The organism is Acinetobacter sp. YH12155 (genome assembly GCF_013418255.1).
Classification (GTDB): Bacteria; Pseudomonadota; Gammaproteobacteria; order Pseudomonadales; family Moraxellaceae; genus Acinetobacter; species Acinetobacter indicus.
The window spans coordinates 1-23,033 of sequence record NZ_VPCK01000026.1 but is presented as its reverse complement, the minus strand read 5'-3'; the positions used below and the strand labels follow the sequence as shown (position 1 = coordinate 23,033).

Annotated in this window: 17 protein-coding genes and 1 rRNA gene; 12 read left to right on the top strand and 6 right to left on the bottom strand. The window is 48.7% G+C overall.

Annotation, left to right across the window (positions count from 1 at the left end; translation table 11 throughout):
- The 4 genes from rrf to FTU86_RS12540 form a co-directional block, all read left to right on the top strand.
- Positions 1–109: ribosomal RNA gene (gene rrf, locus FTU86_RS12555) — 5S ribosomal RNA — on the top strand; the annotation flags it as partial.
- A 185-nt stretch (positions 110–294) separates the two neighbouring features.
- On the top strand, positions 295–1,524 hold the full coding sequence (locus FTU86_RS12550; protein ID WP_045795355.1) for an MFS transporter: 1,230 nt from the start codon (positions 295–297) through the stop codon (positions 1,522–1,524).
- 118 nt (positions 1,525–1,642) lie between these two features.
- Complete coding sequence (locus FTU86_RS12545; RefSeq protein WP_180037043.1) at positions 1,643–4,042, top strand: YgiQ family radical SAM protein; 2,400 nt, start codon at positions 1,643–1,645, stop codon at positions 4,040–4,042.
- Between the two features lie 364 nt (positions 4,043–4,406).
- Complete coding sequence (locus FTU86_RS12540; protein WP_373683661.1) at positions 4,407–4,889, top strand: DUF2726 domain-containing protein; 483 nt, start codon at positions 4,407–4,409, stop codon at positions 4,887–4,889.
- Positions 4,890–4,927: 38 nt separating this feature from the next.
- On the opposite strand, the gene FTU86_RS12535 is transcribed toward FTU86_RS12540, so the two are convergent.
- The 5 genes from FTU86_RS12535 to mdtD all read right to left on the bottom strand — a co-directional run bounded on the left by FTU86_RS12535 (position 4,928) and on the right by mdtD (position 10,129).
- Entirely contained in the window at positions 4,928–5,281 is a 354-nt protein-coding gene (locus FTU86_RS12535) for a RidA family protein (RefSeq protein ID WP_005181474.1), read from the bottom strand.
- Positions 5,282–5,748: 467 nt separating this feature from the next.
- On the bottom strand, positions 5,749–6,804 hold the full coding sequence (dinB, locus tag FTU86_RS12530) for a DNA polymerase IV (protein WP_016659727.1): 1,056 nt from the start codon (positions 6,802–6,804) through the stop codon (positions 5,749–5,751).
- 9 nt (positions 6,805–6,813) lie between these two features.
- A complete protein-coding gene (locus FTU86_RS12525) occupies positions 6,814–7,827 on the bottom strand; it encodes an MBL fold metallo-hydrolase (protein ID WP_180037044.1) in 1,014 nt (337 codons plus the stop codon).
- Between the two features lie 49 nt (positions 7,828–7,876).
- Positions 7,877–8,662 carry a GH25 family lysozyme gene (locus FTU86_RS12520; RefSeq protein ID WP_160241718.1) on the bottom strand — a complete coding sequence of 262 codons (786 nt, stop codon included), beginning with the start codon at positions 8,660–8,662 and terminating at the stop codon, positions 7,877–7,879.
- A 75-nt stretch (positions 8,663–8,737) separates the two neighbouring features.
- Positions 8,738–10,129 carry a multidrug transporter subunit MdtD gene (gene mdtD / locus FTU86_RS12515; RefSeq protein WP_005181486.1) on the bottom strand — a complete coding sequence of 464 codons (1,392 nt, stop codon included), beginning with the start codon at positions 10,127–10,129 and terminating at the stop codon, positions 8,738–8,740.
- Between the two features lie 176 nt (positions 10,130–10,305).
- Between mdtD and FTU86_RS12510 the strand changes: the two genes are divergently transcribed.
- Positions 10,306–12,120, top strand: coding sequence for a choice-of-anchor I family protein (locus FTU86_RS12510; protein WP_160241717.1), 1,815 nt, complete (start codon positions 10,306–10,308; stop codon positions 12,118–12,120).
- A gap of 160 nt (positions 12,121–12,280) precedes the next feature.
- Positions 12,281–13,246, top strand: coding sequence for a hypothetical protein (locus tag FTU86_RS12505; protein ID WP_045795363.1), 966 nt, complete (start codon positions 12,281–12,283; stop codon positions 13,244–13,246).
- 78 nt (positions 13,247–13,324) lie between these two features.
- Here the strand turns inward: FTU86_RS12505 and FTU86_RS12500 are convergent, their stop codons facing one another.
- A complete protein-coding gene (locus FTU86_RS12500; RefSeq protein ID WP_160241716.1) occupies positions 13,325–13,945 on the bottom strand; it encodes a TIGR00730 family Rossman fold protein in 621 nt (206 codons plus the stop codon).
- A 336-nt stretch (positions 13,946–14,281) separates the two neighbouring features.
- On the opposite strand from FTU86_RS12500, the gene FTU86_RS12495 reads away from it, so the two are divergent.
- From FTU86_RS12495 to FTU86_RS12470, 6 genes are all read left to right on the top strand, one after another.
- On the top strand, positions 14,282–15,859 hold the full coding sequence (locus FTU86_RS12495) for a TerC family protein (RefSeq protein ID WP_075167841.1): 1,578 nt from the start codon (positions 14,282–14,284) through the stop codon (positions 15,857–15,859).
- Positions 15,860–15,938: 79 nt separating this feature from the next.
- Positions 15,939–16,406 (top strand): YchJ family protein, encoded by a 468-nt coding sequence (locus tag FTU86_RS12490; protein WP_160241715.1) that lies wholly within the window; start codon positions 15,939–15,941, stop codon positions 16,404–16,406.
- A 63-nt stretch (positions 16,407–16,469) separates the two neighbouring features.
- Positions 16,470–17,114 carry a trimeric intracellular cation channel family protein gene (locus FTU86_RS12485; protein ID WP_005181518.1) on the top strand — a complete coding sequence of 215 codons (645 nt, stop codon included), beginning with the start codon at positions 16,470–16,472 and terminating at the stop codon, positions 17,112–17,114.
- A gap of 144 nt (positions 17,115–17,258) precedes the next feature.
- Positions 17,259–18,578: an MFS transporter gene (locus FTU86_RS12480; RefSeq protein WP_005181520.1), complete on the top strand. Its 1,320-nt coding sequence runs from the start codon at positions 17,259–17,261 to the stop codon at positions 18,576–18,578.
- 257 nt (positions 18,579–18,835) lie between these two features.
- Entirely contained in the window at positions 18,836–21,055 is a 2,220-nt protein-coding gene (gene parC, locus FTU86_RS12475; protein ID WP_160241714.1) for a DNA topoisomerase IV subunit A, read from the top strand.
- A gap of 149 nt (positions 21,056–21,204) precedes the next feature.
- Positions 21,205–22,881 (top strand): AMP-binding protein, encoded by a 1,677-nt coding sequence (locus FTU86_RS12470; protein WP_160241713.1) that lies wholly within the window; start codon positions 21,205–21,207, stop codon positions 22,879–22,881.
- Positions 22,882–23,033: the final 152 nt, after the last annotated feature.

Here is a 23,033-nt window from a genome sequence, read left to right as displayed (position 1 = left end):
GACAATAGCAAGAGTGAACCACCTGATCCCTTCCCGAACTCAGAAGTGAAACCTCTTAGCGCTGATGGTAGTGTGGGGTTACCCATGTGAGAGTAAGTCATCGCCAGCTCATTATTCAAAATCCCCCTAGCTTAAACAGCAGGGGGATTTTTTTATGCAGAAAATTTATGTGCTTAAGAAAGTGGAATTTTTCGAGGACTGTTCTCTCCGTTTAAATAAGCTTTTAATCGGTTGAAATTGAAGCCTCCCATTTAACCGGAACCGGCGTATACTCATAACATAATTGGAGTGTATATGTCAGATTCCCAAAGCCAGACTCAGCAAATTGAGCACGATTCTCCTCAGTTTAAGGCCATTCTTCTCTCTTTGTTTTTGGCCGGTTTTGCCTCCTTTTCTGCCTTGTACTGTGTTCAACCGATGATGCCGATTCTGGCCCAGTTCTTTCAGGTCAGTCCGACCCAAAGTAGTTTTCCCTTATCTTTTTCGACCTTTGCTTTGGCCGCCGCTCTATTATTTACCGGCCTGATTTCAGATCGGGTCGGGCGTAAACCGATTATGGTCGTGGCATTGTTCTCTGCGGCCTTACTGTTAATAGCCAGTGCCTTATTGCCACAGTGGTCATTTTTTCTCAGCACCCGTGTCCTGATTGGCATGGCAGTCAGTGGGGTGGCCGCGGTGGCAATGACCTATATTGGCGAAGAAATTGCGGCCAAAGATGTTGGCTTTGCCATGGGCTTATATATTTCAGGCACCGCAATTGGCGGCATGAGTGGCCGTTTAATTGCCGGAGTCCTGGTGGATTTTATTTCCTGGCAACATGCAACTTTAATCATTGGTGTGATTAACCTGGCGATTGCGATTCTGTTTTACTGGCTGTTGCCCAATTCCCGGAATTTCCAGTCCTATCCGATTCAGTTATCGCGTTTTAAACAGGCCTTTGCCAAAAATCTGGCCGATCCAAAATTAAGAATTCTGTTTCTTCAGGGCTTTATTCTAATGGGATGCTTTGTCTCGGTATTTAACTACATGAGCTATCATCTGCTGGATGCGCCTTTTGCTTTGCCACAAACCTGGATCGGGCTGATTTCTGTGGCCTATCTGGCTGGAATTTACAGTTCACCACGGGCAGCACAGTGGGGACAAAAGTTTGGCCGGGAAAAAGTGTTACCGTTGATGCTGCTGGTGATGTGGGCCAGTCTGGCGCTAATGTTACTGAATCAGCTGGCGGTCGTGTTAGTCGGGCTGCTGATTTTTACCTTTGCTTTTTTTGCAGCACATTCTCTTTGTAGCAGCTGGGTGACGGTGCAATCATTACAGTATCGGGCGGTGGGTTCATCTTTATATCTGTTCTGCTATTACTTGGGCTCGAGCGTGCTCGGCAGTGGTAGCGGTCTGATCTGGGAGCGCTGGGACTGGCCTGGCTTATTGATCTTTATCGCAAGTCTGCTGTTGTTGGGCCTGATATTGACCCTATATCTGAAAAAATTAAGCAGCACTGCACCCACGGCACAGATTAAAAATTAAAAACTTGATTTTGTATAAATTATAATCAAGCAAGCCACTTGGAATTCATGCTAAAATACTCGGCTTTCATCTTTCGATCTTTTCTGATCTTCCATCTGCCAGCCGAGAATTGCTAGCCATGTCTACTGCTTATACCGCTCAAACCGCGCCGAAAGCGTTGTTTGATTACGACAAATATTGGGCGTCATGTTTTGAACCCGCGCCATTTTTGCCGATGTCACGCGAGGAAATGGACCAACTCGGCTGGGATAGCTGTGACTTTATTCTGGTCTGCGGCGATGCCTATATTGATCATCCATCTTTTGTATCCGGTATTATTGGCCGTGTGCTGGAAGCGCAAGGTTTCCGGGTCGGAATTATCGCGCAGCCTGACTGGACCAATGTCGAGGCCTTTCGTGCCTTAGGTAAACCGAATATTGCCTGGGGCGTCACCGCCGGCAATATGGACTCGATGATCAACCGTTATACCGCGGACCGCAAAATCCGCTCGGATGATGCCTATTCACCAGACAATGTCCCGAACAAACGTCCAGACCGTGCTGCAACCGTGTATTGCCAGCGCTGTCGTGAAGCCTTCCCGGATGTGCCGGTGTTGCTTGGCGGGATCGAAGGTTCACTGCGTCGTATTGCGCATTATGATTACTGGTCAGATAAAGTCCGTCGTTCAATTCTGATGGATTCAAAAGCCGATTTATTGATGTATGGTAATGGTGAACGTTCCATTATTGAAGTGATGCACCGTCTGGCTAAAGGCGAAAAAATTACCGATATCACCGATGTGCGCGGTACTGCCTTTATTATCAATAAACATAACCGTGCGGCCAAAGCCAAGTTTGTCGAAATCGCCTCCAATGATGTCGATACCATTGGCCGTGTCGATCCGATCATCAACCCCTATGTGATGACCGAAGATATTGATGGCTGTGAAGTTGAAAAAGAAAAGGGTAACAGCTTAAGCCAGTACCAGAATTTCCAGAAAGAAATAGTAGCCAATCCGATTGTCCGTGAAGGCGACAATCTGGATGCCGATACGCAGATTGTTCAGCTGCAACCGGCCTCAAAAGCCATTAAGCATAAACTGCCACCACGTGAACTGGCGGTTATTCGTTTGCCATCTTTTGAAGACGTGGTCAATGATCCGGTACTGTATGCACATGCCAACCGTATTCTGCATTTGGAAACCAACCCGGGCAACGCACGGGCCTTGGTGCAAAAACACGGCGAGCGTGATGTCTGGATTAATCCACCACCAATTCCATTGACCACTGAAGAAATGGACTATGTGTTTGACCTGCCATATGCACGTCTGCCACACCCGTCTTATGGCGATGCACGTTTCCCGGCGTTCGACATGATCAAGTTCTCGGTGAACATCATGCGTGGCTGTTTTGGGGGCTGTACGTTCTGTTCGATTACCGAACACGAAGGCCGTATCATCCAGAACCGTTCGGAAGAGTCGATTTTGCGTGAAGTGGAAAAAATCCGTGATACCGCACCGGGCTTTACCGGGATTATCTCGGACTTAGGTGGTCCAACCGCTAACATGTACCGCTTGCACTGTAAAGATCCGGAAATTGAAAAGAACTGCCGTAAGCCGTCCTGTGTATTCCCAGGCGTGTGTCAGAACCTGCATACCGATCATGCACCACTGACCCAGCTGTACCGTAAAGCACGTGCAATTAAAGGCATTAAAAAGATTTTGATTGGTTCCGGTCTGCGTTATGACCTGGCGGTACTGAATCCGGAATATGTGCGTGAACTGGTGACCCACCACGTTGGGGGTTATCTGAAGATTGCACCAGAACATACCGAAAAAGGTCCGTTATCGAAGATGATGAAGCCCGGTATTGGTACCTATGACCGCTTCAAGCAAATGTTTGATCGTTTCAGCAAGGAAGCCGGCAAGGAACAGTATCTGATTCCGTATTTCATCGCGGCGCATCCGGGCACCACCGACTACGACATGATGAACCTGGCGATCTGGCTGAAAAAGAATGGTTTCCGTGCCGATCAGGTACAGACCTTCTATCCATCGCCAATGGCCACCGCCACCACCATGTATTACACCGGTAAAAACCCGCTGGCCAAAGTGGCGCGTTATACCGAAGATGTCGATATTGTGAAAGGAGAGAAACGTCGTCGTCTGCACAAAGCCTTCTTGCGTTACCATGATCCAAACAACTGGCCATTGTTACGTGAGGCTTTAAAAGAGATGGGCCGTGCCGATTTGATTGGCAATTCCAAGCAGCATCTGATTCCAACCTATCAGCCGCAAGGTACGGAAGGGCAGTACCAGTCAGGGCGTAAGAAAAACTCGACCCTGGCCGGAGATTCACAGAAACGTACCGGTCAGCCTGGCAACCGTGGCCAAGGGCAAAATCAGGGTCAGTCGAATCGTCCGAAAAAAGGCCAGATGTTGACCCAGCATACCGGTTTGCCTCCACGTGAAACCGGCGAAAAACGTCCATTTGGCGGTGCAAAGGCCAAAGGTAAGTCTAAGCCAAAATCTCGTGCTTAAATCAGGAAAGGACGCCAAGTGCGTCCTTTTTCTGGTTCTCATTTTGTCGGATTTGTCAGACAATCGGTTTGAAAAGAATTGTGAAGCTCATAAAAGTTGGTATACATTAGCTTGAGGAAAAACAAGGAGATGGTTTTTCCTGGAAACTTGCTCTGCAACAGACTGTCAGTGTTTATGCATCTTTCGTCAGCATTGCTTTAAGTTTCTTAAATTTAACCTATTTATAATAAGCAAAACGTTATACTTGTATTTGAAAAATAATCGGTGAGATACCGAATAAATTATAAGAATAGAGTATTAAAGGATTAACCTCATGACTGTTTATATTATTCTCACAAGTCTTATTCTGGCAGGGTTGCTCATCATGGCAGCCAGGCATGCCATTCAGGCCAAACGCCAGACCGACAGTACCCTGAAACGCCGCGCTATTTTCAGTTTGAATGAGCAGCTGACCTATACCCGGCTGAAAGAAATTTTACCGACCCATACCGTGCTGACCCATGTGTCTTTTGATGCGCTACTGACCACCAAACTGCCGCGTACCCGCAATAAATACCGCAATATGGTGGCGGACTTTGTGGTGCTGGATGATGCTTATCAGGTACTGGCCGTGATTACCCTGGATGATACCCTGACCTTAAAACGTCAGCATATTCAGTATCAGAATGAATTGCTGCGGATGGCCGGTTATACCGTAATCAGCTTTGATCAGGTGCCGGAATATCAGCAGTTGCGTGAAGAATTTGGGTTACTGGAGGGCGCTGAAAATCTGGAGGCGCTTGATCTGCCAAAAAAGAAATTGGCGTTCTATCCGGCCTCAGCGCGCAGAATGGGCGCGTTGGGTTGAAAAAAAGCATCTAAACAGATGCTTTTTATCTCAAATTTTTATGGTTTAACCGCGACCACAGTCATTTCAACCAGGACTTCGGGCTGATACAGCTTGGCTTCCACACAGGTACGGGGCAGCGCTTCAATATCGGCGACCCAGGCATCCCAGATTTCATTCATGGCTGCATAGTCTTGCTCGATATCTTTTAAGAAAATCATGACTGACATGATATGACTTTTATCGGTGCCGGCTTCAGCCAGTAAACGGTCAATTATCTCAAGGGTCTGGCGGGTCTGACCGCGAATATCCAGGCTGGTGTCTTCTGCCAGCTGGCCGGCCAAATGCACCAGATGGCCTGAAATGGCAATTTCTGAATAGCGCTGTGCGACATGTAAACGTTGTACGGTCATAACAAAATCCTGTAGATGGGCAAGCAGCACCTTGGCTGCTCTGGCAATGTGACTATATTGCCATGAAGCGCCAGTACAGAACACCAGCGCTGCCGGAGTTGGTACAGAAATCCATCAATCTTGTGGCGATTTTGATTTGAAAAATGGGAATTTTAGGACGCAAAAAGCCGGTGATCTGAAGGGAATAGATCGGGATAATGCGATAGAAAATCAGATAAAAAGAAGAATGTACAACGAGGCGGGAGACGATACAGCCATCCATGGGAACGTCAGAGTTGTCCTGTAATATTCGGATAGATCATCACGCCAATCACAGGACAGCATGCTGAAAGTAAAGGTGATTTTCAGCATCTCAGCACATACATGGATAAATGTATTGCGCAGATAGATTACTCTAATTTTGCCCATTGTGAAGCGCATTTTGTATCATTTTTATTCTTTTGATCAATTCCTGCACAATTTTAAGCCTAAAGTAGACTGAGCTGCGGCTGCTGTGCTGGTGAAGACAGTTGATAAACCCCCACGCCAATCAGCCGGAACTTTTCTTGGGGCGAAATATGCATTTCCTCAATTAATAGCTGTAACGCCTGTGCCAGCTGCTGCGGATGAGTAAAAATATGCTGAAAGCTTTTGCTGTGCTGTAACACCTGAAAGTTTTTCAGTTTCAGTTTGACTGACACGCCGCGGGCACAGAGCTGCTTTTTTTCCAGACTGGCCCAGACCTGTTGCAGCAGCTGTGGCCAGTAGGGCGTGCATTGGCTGAGGACATAATCATCATCAAAGGTGATTTCTTTGGAAATCTGCTGGCGTTTGCGTTCGGCCTGAACGGGGCGCTCATCAATGCCTTGTGCATATAAAAACAGGCGTTTGCCATATTTGCCAAAACGTTGAATCAGCAGGCCTTCTTCGACCTGTTGCAGATCGCCCAAGGTTTCCAGACCCAAGGCCTTCAGCTTTTCCTGCATGACCTTGCCCACGCCCGGAATTTTCTTTAAGGGTAAATCCTGAATAAAGGTCTGCACCTGCGAAGGCTTGATCACGCAGAGGCCATTCGGTTTATGCCAGTCCGAGGCAATTTTGGCCAGAAATTTATTGGGTGCCACGCCGGCAGATGCAGTCAGGCCGGTGGTTTGAAAAATATCTTCGCGGATGCGCATTGCCACTTCTGTGGCGCTGGGGAGTTGCTGCAGGTTTTCGCTAACATCCAGATAGGCTTCATCGAGCGACAGCGGTTCAATAATCGCGGTATATTTTTGAAAAATTTGATGGATTTGTGCCGACACTTCCCGGTATTTCTGAAAATTCGGTTCCAGTACAATTACCTGCGGGCATAGTTTCCGGCCCTGACTCATCGACATGGCTGAGCGCAGCCCAAACACCCGTGCCGGGTAGGACGCGGCCACAATCACTGCACGCGGATGATGTGATGCCACCACCACCGGCAGATGTTGTAATTCTGGACGCTCTTTTAGCTCGACCGAAGCATAGAAAGCATCCATATCAATATGAATGATTTTTCTCATGGCACCATCTTAACGCGCGACATCCGTGGCTGTCATTAGCGGATAAGCATACGGTTGATCGAGCAGCAGCACCTGGGTTTGCTGTTGTGCTGCGGCCTTGATCACGGTATTCAGACTCTTCGGGGTATTATCGGCCAGATGTGGTAAAAACTGTAGTGGCTGTTCTGGCGGCTGGAAAAAATCATCCCAATGGATGGGAATCAGCACCTTGGGTTTCAGGCGCTGCAAGGTTTCTGCCAGATACTGCTGCTGATACTGTTCCGGTTGCCTGGACAGCTGGGCAATGCCCAGAAACAGATGATCGACCTGTAGCTGTTTGAGCTGTTCGGGAATAAAACCGGTGCTGGCCTTGACCAGACTTTTATGACCTTCATATTCAATCAGATAGTCAAAGCTATGGCCTTCTTTAAACTCCGAAAACCGTGCCGGCAGGCTCAGTGGCTGCTGGATTTCCTCACCCAGATCATTATTCACTGCAGTTGGCGGAGTATGCTGGGACGGGAAAGCGGTGACAGTAAAGTTGCCAATCTGCATCGGTTGTAAAGGTGCCAGCTGCTGTAACTGGCTTTCGGGCAAGTGAGCACCACGGGCAATATTCAGCGTGCTTCGGGAACCAATAATTTTAGCCTGCGGCAGCAATTGGCCAAGTAGAGGGATATCCAGCGCATGGTCATAATGCGAGTGTGTCACCAGAATGGCTTGCGTTCGTTGCAATTGATGGAGCTCAATCGCATGTTCAATTACGATTGGCTGGCTGTTAATTTGACCAAACATCAGCTGACTCAGACTCGGCCGGCTAAAGAAGCCATCAATCAACAGCTGTTGCTGGCCATCATCAAACAGTAAGGTCGATACACCAAAGAATTTGACCGTGTAGCCCGCTGGTGCGGTTGCTGCCGGCTGATACAGCCATGGCTGGAAATCCTGCACTTTGCCGGAGGGCTGCAGCATATAGATGATGAGTGCAATCAGCAGTAACATCAGGCCAAGCAGACCTGACAAAATTTTGTATTTCAGTGTCATTCGCACAATATTCCTGTCAGCTTTTATTTTTATCTTGTTGGTATGAGTATTAAGGGGTTGTATCCACGCTATTTTTAGATGGTTCCACAATCTGGTTGGCCTTAAGAAACTGTTGCCAGTCCTGTTCATCGCCATAAAAGGCATTCAGATCGACCGGAGTGGCAATGCCGGTAATCTGGCCACGATTGCTATATTGCCAGAACAGCCAGTCGGGATTACCGCTTAAGGCCGGTTTACCCTGATATTCGCGTACCCACAGCGGCACCTGCGGGAACTGATTGACCAGTACAATATTATAAAAATTCCTGGAAATGTAAAAAATCGGCTGTTTGCCATAGTGCTGTTGCAGCGCGTCATGCATCACCCCAATTTCATGCAGCAACTGTTCCCGGGTATAGGTGTTGATGCAGTTGCTGTCGTATTCCAGATCAATCACTGGTGGCAAGCTGTTGGCCTGTTTCGGAACGCTGTCGATAAAATTCTGTGCCTGCACCTGACCATTACGACACAGCCGATAAAAATGATAGGCGCCGACCAGAAAGCCCTGTTCATGCGCGGCCAGCCAGTTATCCTGAAATTTACGGTCTTTAAAATCGCCGCCTTCAGTGGCTTTTAAATAGACGAAACGGTATTTTTCCGGCGAAATCCTGTGCCAGTCAATCTGCTGCTGATGATGCGAAACATCAAAGCCCTGAATCGGATAGTCCTGTGCGGTGGCTGGCCGGGTATGCAGAACGCCCCAATACAGCAAGGCCGCCATCAGCACCACGCCGCAGATGGCCACCGCAGCATAAGTCAGGGGCTGGACAGAACGGCGGGCAGGGCGTGCAGACATAGGCAAGGCAGATCTTCAGGGTTCAATTTTGATCATAACGCGAAGCCTGCGCGGCGGCTAGCGTTCTACGCGGCTTTAGACCGGGGTGTTTTTTGGAATTTTCCAGAAAATCATTGCAGCCAGCAGGTTGATACTGCCCAGACAGATCAGGCTGGCATGGAAGGCTGCGACCACCTGTTCCGGTCCCCAATAGGCACTAAACAGGTTGACCAGCGTTCCGGCCAAGGCCACGCCAATACTCATGGACAGCATCATGATCATCGACAGGAAACTGTTGCCGCTGCTGGCATCTTGCTGCGGCAAATCTTTTAGGGTCAGGGTGTTCATGGACACAAACTGCAGTGAATTAAGCAGACCAAAAATAAAGAAATGCAGCGCACGTAGCCAGATGGGGGTGTCGGCCGTGGTCAGGGCAAAACTGGCGATACAGGCCCCGACCAGCAAGGTATTGGTGATCAGTACCTGACGATAACCAAAGCGCTGAATCAGCTGGCGGATAATCGGTTTTGAGGCCAGCGAACCGAGTACGGTCGGAATCATCATCAGGCCGGTCACAAAGGGCTCAAAGCCAAAGGCCAGTTGCAGCATCAGCGGCAGTAAAAAGGGAATTGAATTGCCGGCCAGCCGGGCAATCGAGTTCCCAAGAATCCCGATTGCATAAATCCGGTGCCGGAACAGCTTGCTGCGAAACAGGGCATTCTGATGGGTATGCGCATGATAGGCATACAGGCCGGCACTCAGCAGACCGAGCAGGACCAGCGCAATGCTCCACCACAGCGAGTACAGCGGACTGGCCACGTTTTCAATGCCCAGTGACAGCCCGACCATGGCAATCAATAACAGGATAAATCCCCAGAAATCAAATTGCGGCACGCTCGGCTCGGTAATATTTGGCATGGCTTTAAAAGTAATCAAGACCCCTAAAATGCCAATCGGCAGATTGATTAGAAAAATCCAGTGCCATGAGGCGACTTCCACCAGCCAGCCGCCCAAAGTAGGTCCAATTAAGGGGCCGATCAGACCGGCCAGACTCATCAGGCTCATGGCCGATAAAAACTGGGTGCGGGGAATGATTTTTAGCATCGCCAGACGACCAACTGGCAATAAGAACGCACCGCCAATGCCTTGCAGTACCCGGTAAAACAGCAGTTCATTCAGGCTGCTGGCATAGGCACAGCCAATGGAGGCCAGGGTGAAAATCACAATGGCGGAAAAATAGGTGTTGCGCACGCCAAAACGGTCGGCCAGCCAGCCACTCAAGGGAATACAGGCCGCCACTGACAATACATAGGCCACCACCACGCTGTGCATTCGCAGCGGATCTTCCTGCAAATTCTCGGCAATGGCCGGCAACGCGGTGTTGATGATGGTGGTATCCAGGCCCTGCATAAAAAAGCCAATCGACACCAAGAGCACTAACAATCTGAATTCGGGTTGCAGGGCTTGATGGGTTGGCGTGGCAGTCATAATTAGCGGGCATGGTGGAATTTTGCCTAGTGTAAAACAATCTGGCGCGGATGTCGTATCTAAAGCGTTGCCGCGTGACGGCCTGACCCTGTCAGAAAACTGCAATCAAAACGTCATGGCACTGCAACCGGATGTTTATAAATTGTTCATATTCTAAACACTATCAAATTAAACCTATGAAATTAAAATTGAAATCACTTTGGGTGGCCATGTTGGCCGTGGGAATGGCAGCGTGTAACAGTGATGATGATCAGGTCAGTCCCGCACCGGTCGATCCAACCCCAAATACCATTGAACTGAGCAAAATTGGGGCCTATCAGTCGGGCATTTTTGCAGAAAGTGCCGCAGAAATTCCGGCCTATGATGCCGCCAGCAAACGTCTGTTTGTGGTCAATGCGCAGGCCGGGGTGCTGGATGTACTCGATTTAAGCCAGCCAAATCAGCCGGTTAAAATTGCCGAGATTCAGGTCCATGATATTGCCGAAGGCGCAGAAGTAAACAGTGTCGCGGTGCATAACGGTATTGTGGCAATTGCGATTCAGGCTGCCGTCAAAACCGATCCGGGTTATGTGGCGCTGTATCAGGCCAAAGATCTGAGCAAACTGGCGCATGTGCAGGTCGGTGCCTTACCGGATATGCTGACTTTTAGCCCGGATGGTCAAACCCTGCTGGTGGCCAATGAAGGTGAGCCATCTGATGATTATCAGGTTGATCCGGAAGGTTCAATTTCCGTGATTCAGCTGAGTAATTTAACAGCGCCTGTGGTCCGCACTGCAGACTTTAAAGCCTTTAATGGACAGGAAGCGGCGCTGCGTGCCCAGGGCGTGCGTATTTTCGGGCCAAATGCGACCGCGGCGCAGGATTTTGAACCGGAATATATTACGGTATCGCAAGATGGCAAAACGGCTTGGGCTGCATTGCAGGAAAACAATGCGCTGGCCAAAATTGATGTGGTCAATGCCAAAGTACTGGCGGTGTATCCATTGGGCTTTAAAGACCATGGTCTGGACGGCAATGGCATGGATGTCAGCGATGCCGATGGTGTTGATGGAACGGGCAGTATTAAGATCCAGACCTGGGCCAATGTGCGCGGTCTGTATATGCCAGATGCAATTGCCAGCTTTGATGTGGCCGGCAAAACCTATATCGTGACCGCCAATGAAGGCGATGCGCGCGCCTGGGGCGAAGACACACCAGAATATTTTAATAACGACACCAGCAAAGGTTTTGTTGAAGAATGGCGAGTGAAACATCTGGTACATGCCGATGGCTTTGCCCGCCGTTTAGGCGATGATTTACCGGCACACTTAAGCCAGCTGGCCAAAGGTGCCGAGCTGAATCCGGATAATTTTGGTTACTGCGGTGCCACGGCAGGCAATGCTGGTGACTGCCGTAAAGATCATCTGCTGGGTCGTCTGAATATTACCTGGACTGAAGGCTACCAGAAAAATGCCGATGGTACGCCAAAGCTGAATGAACGCGGCAATCTGGTATATGACCATCTTTATAGTTTTGGTGCACGCTCGGTCAGTATCTGGACAGAAAATAGCGCGCAAAACGGTCTGGAACGGGTCTGGGATTCAGGGGATGATTTTGAGCAGTACATTGCCGAGCATCATCCGGAAATTTTCAATGCCAACCATGAAGAAGCAGGCATGGATAACCGCAGTGACAACAAAGGCCCTGAACCTGAAGGCGTGACGCTGGGCCAGATTGGCAGCAAAACCTTTGCCTTTATTGGTCTGGAACGTGCTGGCGGGGTGATGGTCTATGATGTATCGACTCCATCTGCACCAAGTTTTGTGCAGTATCTGAATAGCCGTGAGATGAGTGCGAGCACTGAACAAATTGAGCTGGGGCAGGCCGGTGATTTAGGCCCGGAAGGTCTGGTCTTTATTGAGGCAAAGGACTCGCCTAATGGCCAGCCATTACTGGTGGTGGGCAATGAAGTCAGCGGCAGCACCGCGGTATATCAGCTGAACCTGAAATAAGTGAGCAAAAAAGAGAAAGGGCACTACGGTGCTCTTTTTTTATTTTAAATTTTTATTGTCACTAAAATGTCATAGAACTGAAATAGTATTGTCATCATTTTAAGCTAATGCCAGCCCGATAGGGGGTGGTGTTCCCTTTTTGAACATAGGCTTTGTTCTTATGACAATTGAACTTTTAATGGTAATCGGCTTCTGTTTGGCGGCCTATTCTATTGTCGGAAATGATGTACCTCAAACCTTAGGGACTTTTATTTCTTCTAACTCCCATCGTCCTTGGTGGGTACTGTGGGTGTATATCAGCAGTATCCTGGTTGTGGTCTTGGTCTATGGCTGGTATGCATCGGGCGTCGGTGATGCCTCTTATGGGCGACTGGAAACCATTCCGTTCCCTGAAGGTGGAATTACCTGGCTGTATATTGTGCCGCCGGTTTTACTGTTGCTACTGACCAAATATGGTATTCCGGTCAGTACCACCTTCCTGGTGTTGACCATCTTCTCTCCTGCGAGCTTGGGCTCGATGATGGTCAAATCCATGATGGGCTATGCCGTGGCCTTCCTGGCGGCGCTGATCATCTATCGTTTTGTGGCTAACAAAATGACGGTGTACTTCAACCAGACCAAAGATCAGGAACATTCGACCAAATGGGTGATTCTACAATGGTTATCTACCGGTTTCCTGTGGAGCCAGTGGCTGATTCAGGATCTGGCCAACATCTTCGTGTATGTGCCGCGTCAGGTACCGTTTGAATTCCTGATGTTTGCCATTACGGTCTTTGTGATCTTGCTGGGGGTTATTCTGTACCAGCGTGGTGGTGCCATCCAGAAGATTGTCGATACCAAAACCGATGTTACCGATGTACGTGCTGCGACCATCGTGGACTTTATCTATGCAGTGATCCTGCTGGTTTTCAAAGAGTGGAGCAATATCCCGATGAGTACCACCTGGGTATTCCTGGGTCTGTTGGCCGGTCGTGAATTTGCCATCTCAATGATTGTGAACGGGGTCAGCAAATACCGTACCTCACGCAATGTCAGCAAAGATGCGATGAAACTGATGTTTGGTCTGGCCATGTCGGTATTCCTGGCGACCACTTTGCCATGGTTCTATAACCTGATTTCAGGCTAAGCCTGGACTGAACATCAAGTACAAAAAAAGCGAGCTTCGGCTCGCTTTTTTCTTTCTGGATTTTTGGGTTCAAGCGCTTTAAATGGCAACGTGCTGTGGGGCATCCAGATTATGCAAGGCAGTCAGGATTTCATCGGCATGATTGCAGATAATCAGCTTGGCGCGGTGCTGCGGCGGCAGGAAGCCTTCAGTCACGGCATGGTCAAGTTGGGCAATTAGCGCATTATAGAAGCCATTGACGTTATAGAGCATCATCGGTTTTTGATGCTGGTTCAACTGGCCCCAGGTGGCAATTTCCAGAATTTCCTCAAAGGTGCCCAGTCCGCCCGGCAAGGCCACAAAGGCGCTGGCACGTTCGGCCATGAGGGCTTTACGTTCATGCATGCTGTGTACAATATGCAATTCGGTCAGACGATGATGGGCAATTTCATAATCCAGCATAAATTCCGGAATCACACCTACAGTTTCACCACCGTGATCAACCACGGCATCGGCGACCTGACCCATTAAACCGATACTGGCGCCGCCATAGACCAGACCAAAGCCATTTTCCGCCAGACGGCGTGCCAGTGCCACGGCCTTTTCCTGATACACCGGTTTATTTCCAGAACGTGAGCCGCAATATAAAGCAATTAAAGGTTGTGTTGTTTTAGGAGAAGGATATTTTAAATTATCAGTCATTTTTACTACGCTATTCATGATTCTTGTTTCACCTTAACATGTTCTTTTTGTCTGCTCTAGCTTATGCAAAAAATATGACAAACAATGCCAGCGCCGTGCAGTGTGATTGCAAAGAATTGTTAAAGCATGCAGCACAACCGTGATCAGGCCAAAAAAAGAGTGATTCTGGCGCCAATCTTTTCTATACTGAAATTGTGTTTGACAACAATAGAACCGTCATGGGTAGTGGACACTATTGCACCATACAACAACAGCCGCTTTTAATCTCTTTTCTTTTCCCTTTCATTCCCCAGGTTTTGAAACAGCCGGCCTTGGCTGTCGCACAGCCAAAACGATACTCGTGGAGCATCGCCCATGATTTTTGAATGGATGTCTGATCCAGCCGCATGGGTGGGTTTGCTGACCCTGATTATTCTGGAAATTGTGCTGGGTATTGATAACCTGGTGTTTATTGCCATTCTGGCTGAAAAATTGCCGCCAGAACAGCGTAATGCCGCGCGGGTGGTCGGGCTGATTCTGGCTTTAGGCATGCGCCTGATTCTGCTGGCTTCAATTGCTTGGGTGGTCACCCTGACCAATCCGCTGTTCCATATTTTTGATCATCCGTTTTCGGGTCGTGATCTGATCTTGCTGTTTGGTGGGGTGTTCCTGCTGTTTAAAGGCACCATGGAGCTGCGTGAGCGTATTGAAGGCAAGCCGCAGCTGAAAGAAGAAAATCCGGTACACGCCACTTTCTGGATGGTGATTGTGCAGATTGTGGTGCTGGATGCGGTGTTCTCGCTCGACAGTGTGATTACCGCGGTCGGTATGGTCAAAGAGCTGTCGGTGATGATGATCGCGGTGACCATTGCCATCGGTATTATGCTTTGGGCCTCTAAACCGCTGATGGATTTTGTCAACAAACATCCAACTGTGGTGATTCTGTGCCTGTGCTTCCTGATGATGATCGGTTTCTCGCTGGTGGTGGAAGGTTTCGGTTATCACATTCCAAAAGGCTATTTATATGCCGCGATTGGTTTCTCGGTGATGATCGAGTTCCTGAACCAAGCCATGCGCAAAAATCAGGAAAAAATGGTCACCACCACTGACCTGCGTTATCGCACTGCTTCCGCGGTGATGCGGATGCTCGGCGGCAAACCGAACGGGCCGGAACCGGAGCATCCAAGTCCGGAAGAAGTGCTGGCCACACGTGCTTTTGCCGATGAAGTCTTTGCCGAAGAGAACAGCGTTTACCATACCGTGATGGTGCAGGGCGTACTCAGTCTGGCCGAGCGTCCGGTAAAATCGGTGATGACCCCGCGACCGGAACTAGAATGGCTGGATTTAGATGAAGACCAGGATAGCATTCAGGCCCAGCTGATGAATACCTCGCATTCACGTTTAATTGTGGTGCATGGCGAGCTGGACAATATTGCCGGGGTGGTGCTGACCCATAAGGTCATGAATGAATTTATTGAAACCGGCGTACTGAATTTTGAAAAACATCTGCGCGAACCGGTGATTGTGCATGAAAATGCGCAGGTATTGATGGTGATGGAACAGCTACGTCAGGCGCCGCTGCAAATGGCAATTGTGCTGAACGAATATGGCTCGATTGAAGGTGTGGTCACCCCGATTGATGTGCTGGAAGCCATTGCCGGTGAATTTCCGGATGAAGATACCCTCGACGCGGTTGCAGAAACCCTGGAAGATGGCAGCCTGATGCTGGATGGCTCGACTGATATCCGCCATGTCTCGTTATTGCTCGGTCGTGATCTGGTTAATGAGCTGGAAGAATATTCGACCCTGTCGGGTTATATCCTGTTCCATCTCGGCCGTTTGCCGGAAAATGGCCAACGTCTGCTGGCCGATGATCATATTTTTGAAGTGGTCACCATGGACGGGCATAAAATCGAGAAGGTGCATGTGCTGCCGCAGCCGCCAGCCGAGTAGCACTCAGAATATTCCTGTTTTCTGGTTCAGTTCCGTTAAAATAGCCTGCATTGTCAGGCTATTTTTTTGGAAAAAATTTATGTCAGAACAGCCTTGTCCTTGTGGCGCTGGGTTTTATCACAGTTGTTGCCAGCCTTTGCATTTAGGTCAGCAGCAGGCCCAAACTGCCGCTCAGCTAATGCGTTCACGCTATAGTGCCTTTGCCTTGCAGCAGATTGATTATATTGTCAAAACCACCGCACTTGGTCAGCAGCAGGCTCTGGATGTGGCCGCTATTCGGGACTGGAGCAGCGCCAACCAGTGGTTAAAACTGGAAATCGTAAGTGCTCAGGAAAAGCTGGACAAAAGCCATGCCCAGGTCGAATTCAAGGCCTATTATCATGATGGCAACCAGCCGCAGATACATCATGAAGTATCGCATTTCGTCAAACATCAGGGTGCGTGGTATTTTCTTGATCCGACCACCGATCAGCAGATTACCATGAAACAGCCCTGTATCTGCGGTTCGGGCAAGAAATTTAAGCAATGTTGTGCGCAATTTTTATAACATTTGCCGTATTTTCGCTTATGATAACGCGCATCAATTCCCCTAGTGAAAGAAGGGCAGTTCATGTTGCTGTTGGTCATTTATATTATTGCCATTACTGCAGAAGCAATGACAGGTGCATTGTCGGCAGGACGGCGAAGCATGGACTGGTTCGGGGTGACCCTGATTGCCTGTGTCACCGCACTGGGCGGCGGCTCGGTACGTGATGTATTGCTGGGCCATTATCCTTTAACCTGGGTCAAGCATCCGGAATATCTGGTCCTGACCTGCGCGGCAGCCTTTGTCACCATTTTAATTGCCAAATGGATGCGCCATCTGCGTTCCATCTTCCTGGTGCTGGATGCCTTGGGCCTGATTGGCTTTACCATTATTGGCTGCCAGATTGCGCTGGAAATGGGCCACGGTTTTGTGGTGTCGGCGGTGGCCGGTGTGCTGACCGGCGTCTCGGGCGGGATTCTGCGTGATATTCTGTGTAATGATGTGCCGCTGGTGTTCCGCCGTGAGCTGTATGCCAGTATCTCTTTTGTGTCGGTGATCTGCTATTGGGTCTGTATTGAAATTGGCCTGTCGCTAGAACTAACTGTTATCGCCACGCTGATTTTTGGTTTTACCTTACGTTTAATTGCGATCTATTTTGGTCTGGAAATGCCAAAATTCATTTATAAGGATGATGATGAGCAGTCGGCCTCATCCAAAGATGCCTCCTAGCCACAAATCTCCTATAAATTAAACGGCATGACCGCTATCCAGAGAGCGGTCATTGTCTTTAAAATCAAAGCTGATTGCTGTTGTCATAACAATAACCAGGCGCGCCATCCGCGTTTTCCTCTCCACCCTGTCAGAGCGTTTATTATGGATCTAGTTTCTCGTGTACAACGCTTACCGATTGGTAAGTTCCACTATACCTTGCTATGGGTCATCGGACTGGGCTGGATGTTTGATGCCATGGATACCGGTTTAATCTCCTTTATTCTGGCCAAAATGGCGGAAGACTGGCAAATGAGCCCGGCAGAAAAAGGCTGGGTGGTGTCAATTGGTTTTGTTGGCATGGCCATTGGTGCGGTGTTCTCCGGCGGGTTGGCCGACCGGATTGGGCGTAAAACCGTATTTGCCACGACCCTGGTGATTTATAGCCTGGCCACAGCGGCCTGTGCCTTTGCCCCAAATTTAAGCTGGTTACTGTTTTTCCGCTTTATTGTCGGTTTAGGGCTGGGCGGGCAGTTGCCGGTTGCGGTGACTTTGGTCAGTGAATATATTCCGGCGCATGTGCGGGGCCGTTTTATTGTGCTGCTGGAAAGCTTCTGGGGGCTGGGCTGGCTCTGTGCGGCGCTGGTGTCTTATTTTGTGATTCCGACCTTTGACTGGCATATGGCCTTTTTAATTGGTGGTTTGCCGGCGCTCTATGCCTGGGTCATCTGGAAAAAAGTACCGGAATCGGTGCCGTATTTAATTAACCGCGGCCGGGTCGAAGAAGCGCACAAACTAGTACAAAGTCTGGAACGTCGCTGCGGCGTCGAGGTGATTGAACAGCTGGAAGTGAAACCGGTGGCAGCCAAACAGAATATTTCCTTTGCCCAGCTGTGGTCGGGGCCATTTGCACGCCGTACCCTCATGCTGTGGCTGATCTGGTTCGGCATTGTCTATTCCTACTATGGCATTTTTACCTGGCTGCCAAGTCTGCTGGTCAAGGAAGGCTATACTATTGTGCAGTCCTTTGAATATGTGCTGATCATGATTCTGGCGCAGTTGCCGGGTTATATTGCGGCGGCCTGGCTGGTAGAAAAACTTGGCCGAAAAGCCACACTGGCCGGCTTTATTGGGCTGTGTGCGGTATCAGCCTACTTCTTTGGACAGGCCAGCAGCGTCGGCATGATCGTGTTCTGGGGTTGCCTGATGTCCTTCTTTAACCTAGGCGCCTGGGGTGTGCTTTATACCTATACGCCGGAACAGTATCCAACCAATATCCGTGCCTTTGGTTCCGGCTGGGCTTCGGCGGTGGGCCGTATGGGCGGTATTGTTGCGCCTTTGGTGGTGACCCAGATGATGGTGATGCACAACGGCTTTAGCTATGTATTTATGATGTTTACCGCGGTGCTGCTGGCCGTGGCACTGGTGATTGTGCTGCTGGGTGAGGAAACCCGCGGCAAGACCCTGGAGTCGATTGGTTTATAAGCAGCCGCTCATACAGACAATGCAAGATGCGCTGGCTATTGTGCCGGCGCATCTTTTTTATTTCTGGAATATGTTTTTCAACGCGCAGTCAGACTTGTGTATTTTTCAGTTGATTGACGCGCCTAAAATGGATATTTTTACGCCATAAGACATAAATTGTCGCAGAGTGTGATCGGCTACCCTTGTGCTGGCCGCGGCTGCGGCATAGCATAAGAACGTCAAAACTATAACGCATTAATTTAGGATTACAGGTTGTTATGACAAGCCTCGCGCATCATGCGACAGAAAACCGTTCCGTAGCAGAATTTACTGAACAAGCATATCTCAGCTATGCCATGTACGTGATTATGGACCGTGCATTGCCTCATATCAGCGATGGCCTGAAACCGGTACAGCGCCGTATCGTCTATGCCATGAGCGAGCTGGGTCTCAAGCCAAGCAGTAAACCAAAAAAATCTGCACGTACGGTCGGTGATGTGCTGGGTAAGTACCATCCGCATGGTGACTCGGCCTGTTATGAAGCCATGGTGTTAATGGCGCAGCCGTTTAGCTATCGTTATCCATTTATTGAAGGGCAGGGCAACTGGGGTTCACCGGATGATCCAAAATCCTTTGCCGCAATGCGTTATACCGAAGCCAAATTATCCGCATATAGTGACCTGTTACTGTCTGAACTCGGTCAGGGCACCTGCGACTGGCAGGACAACTTTGATGGTTCCCTAAAAGAGCCAGTGACCTTGCCGGCACGGGTTCCAAATATCCTGCTCAATGGCACCACCGGCATTGCCGTGGGGATGGCCACCGATATTCCGCCGCACAACTTGCGCGAAATCATTAAAGGCACCATCGCCCTGATCCGTAATCCGAATTTAAGCGATAGCAAGGTCGCAGAATATATTCCTGGTCCGGATTTACCGACCCGGGCTGAAGTAATTACCCCGCCAGATGAACTGTTAAAGATTCAGACCACTGGACGCGGCAGTTATCGCATGCGTGCGGTGTATACCATTGAAAAAAATGAAATTGTTATCAGTGATTTGCCGTATCAGGTGTCTGGCTCAAAAGTCATCACCCAGATTGCCGACCAGATGCAGGCCAAAAAACTGCCGCTGGTGACCGATGTACGGGATGAATCGGACCATAAAAATCCGACCCGACTGGTGATTGTGCTGCGTTCCAACCGGATTGATGCCGATGCGGTGATGAGCCATCTGTTTGCAACCACCGATCTGGAATCAAGCTATCGGGTCAACATGAACATGATTGGTGCCGATGGTCGTCCACAGGTGAAATCGATTCGCCAGATTTTATTGGAATGGATCGAGATTCGTAAACATACCGTCACACGCCGCCTGCAATATCATCTGAACAAGATTGAAAAACGCCTGCATATTCTGGCCGGCTTGCTGATTGCCTATTTAGACATTGATACCGTGATCCGCATTATCCGCGAAGAAGATCATCCCAAAGCAGAGCTGATGGCGCACTTTGGTATTGATGAGATTCAGGCTGAAGCCATTTTGGAACTCAAGTTGCGCCATCTGGCCCGACTGGAAGAAATGGAAATCCGTCGCGAACAGGAAGAACTCGAGACCAAAGCTGCCACAATTCGTGAACAGTTGGCCAATCCGGAATCATTAAAAAACCTGATTATTACGGAGTTAAAAGACGACGCCAAAAAGTTTGGTGATGACCGCCGTTCACCAATCGTGCAGCGCGCTGAAGCCACTGCCATTAATGAACAGGACATGCTGCCGGCTGATCCGGTAACCGTGGTGCTGTCTGAAGCTGGCTGGATTCGCTGTGCCAAAGGCCATGATGTCGATGCCGAAAACCTGAATTTCCGCGCTGGTGACCAGTATTTAAGTCACGCCCAAGGCAAATCCAACCAGCGTGCCTATGTGCTGGATGACACTGGACGCAGTTATGGTGTGGCCATTAACAGCCTGCCATCGGCGCGTGGTTTGGGTGAACCGCTCAGTTCACGTTTATCACCGGCCAGCGGGGTCGGCTTTAAACAGGTGTTTGTGGCAGAAGATCAGGCTGAAATTCTGGTCATGAGCAGCAAAGGTTATGGCTTTAAAACCCAAGCCAAACAGCTGGATACCAATGCCAAAGCCGGTAAGGCTTTCCTGAGCCTGTCTGAAGGCGCCAGCGTGATGAATCTGCAAACTATTGAGCAGTTCAGTCATGTTGCGCTACTCAGTTCTGCCGGCCGTTTACTGATTGTTGATCTGGCAGAATTACCGGTGCTGAACAAAGGTAAAGGTAATAAATTGATACAACTTGAACCGAAAGATCAGATTGTATCCATGACAATGCTAAATTTAGATGAAATAATTCAAGTGTTTGCAGGACAACAGCAGTTAAAATTAAAAGGTGATGACTTGCAGAAGTATATCGGTAAGAGAGGAACTAAGGGACAGCTTTTACCACGGGGATATCAAAAAGCAAATAAACTGTTGATTCAGAGATAAGACTAGCGTTGTTTACATAAAATACGTTATATATGAATCGAATTCGTGAAAATGGATCCACTGCTGTACATAAACAAGCCAAAAAATGAAGTGCGGCAGTGTATAAAACAGTTGAATACTAAGGATTACTGATTGGAGAGATTGGCATTATGGAAAAAATTTGGTTTGAAGAATACCGAAAGACAGGGATTCCAGAAACTGTAGAGTTGCCACCGGAGAATACGTCACTGGTTGATATCTTTGAACGTAATTTCCAGAAGTTTGGTTCACGTGATGCCTTTATCTTTATGGATAAAGTGCTGACCTTTGCTGAACTGGAAGAAGCAAGCCGTAAATTTGCAAGCTATTTGCAAGGTCTGGGCTTGGCCAAAGGCACACGTGTTGCAGTGATGATGCCAAACGTTCTTCAATATCCAGTGGTGGCATTGGGTGTATTCCGTGCCGGTCTGGTGCTGGTGAATGTAAACCCGCTGTATACCTCACGTGAACTTGAGCATCAGTTAAATGACTCTGGCGCAGAAGTGCTGGTGATTATTGAAAACTTCGCTTCTGTATATCAGGCGATTCTGGGTAAAACCCCAGTCAAGCACGTCGTGGTTGCCTCTGTGGGTGACATGCTAGGCACCTTAAAAGGTACGTTGGTGAACTTTGTCTTACGTTCAGTGCGTAAACAGATTCCGGCGTGGGACCTTCCGGGTCATGTCAAGTTTAATGCGGCCATGTCGAAAGCCAATGTCAGCAACTACAAGCGTCCAAGCCTGACTCTAAGCGATACGGCAGTACTGCAATATACCGGTGGTACGACAGGGGTATCTAAAGGTGCAGAACTGACCCACCGTAACCTAGTGGCAAACATGCTGCAATGCGATGGTATTTTCCAAAGTAAATTTGGTGCGCAAGATGGTCAGCCAGATGACCGTATTTTCTGTGCATTGCCGCTGTATCACATTTTTGCATTTATGGTGTGCGCGCTTTACGGGATGTATAAAGGTCAGGCAAACGTATTGATTCCAAACCCGCGTGACTTACCTGCGGTAATGAAAGAATTACGCAAATATCAACCAACTTTCTTCCCTGCGGTGAATACCTTATTCAATGCACTTGTGAACAATGAAGAGTTTAAACAGCTTGATCACAGCCGATTGAAAATGGCGATGGGCGGTGGTATGGCTGTATTACCATCTACAGCGGAAGCCTGGAAAAAAGTGACTGGCACCAACATCATTGAGGGTTACGGTTTATCTGAAACTTCACCGGTGGCTACCGCGAACCCGCCAGCGTCTGAAGAATTCAGCGGTACGATTGGTATTCCATTGCCATTAACTGAAGTGGCAATTCTGGATGATGCCGGCAATGAAGTAGCATTGGGCGAGCAGGGTGAAATTTCAATCCGTGGTCCACAAGTCATGAAAGGCTATTGGAACCGTCCAGATGAAACCGACAAAGTGATGATTAATGGTTTCTTCCGTACAGGTGACATTGGTGTTATGGATTCACGAGGCTATGTGAAGATTGTTGACCGTAAGAAAGACATGATTTTGGTATCTGGCTTTAACGTTTATCCTTCTGAAATTGAAGAAGTCGTGGCGAAACATCCAAAAGTACTGGAAGTGGCTGCAATTGGTGTACCAGATGAAAAATCAGGTGAAGTGCCAAAACTGTTCGTTGTGAAGAAAGATCCTTCATTGACGACTGAAGAAGTTCTGGCCTTTGCCAAAGAAAACCTGACCGGTTATAAACGCCCACGTTATGTTGAATTTATGGATGAATTACCGAAATCGAACGTAGGTAAAATCCTGCGTAAAGACCTACGTAAGACTGCATAAATTCTGCAATAAAAAAAGCGCCTAAGGGTAATGCCAGTCAGTTAAGCAAATTTTAGTAAAATGTAGTAAAAATGAGTGTATGTAAATACGCTCATTTTTTTATGTCTTTATCTGAACATTTAGAATCCACTCTTGAACATGCTCTCCCATCA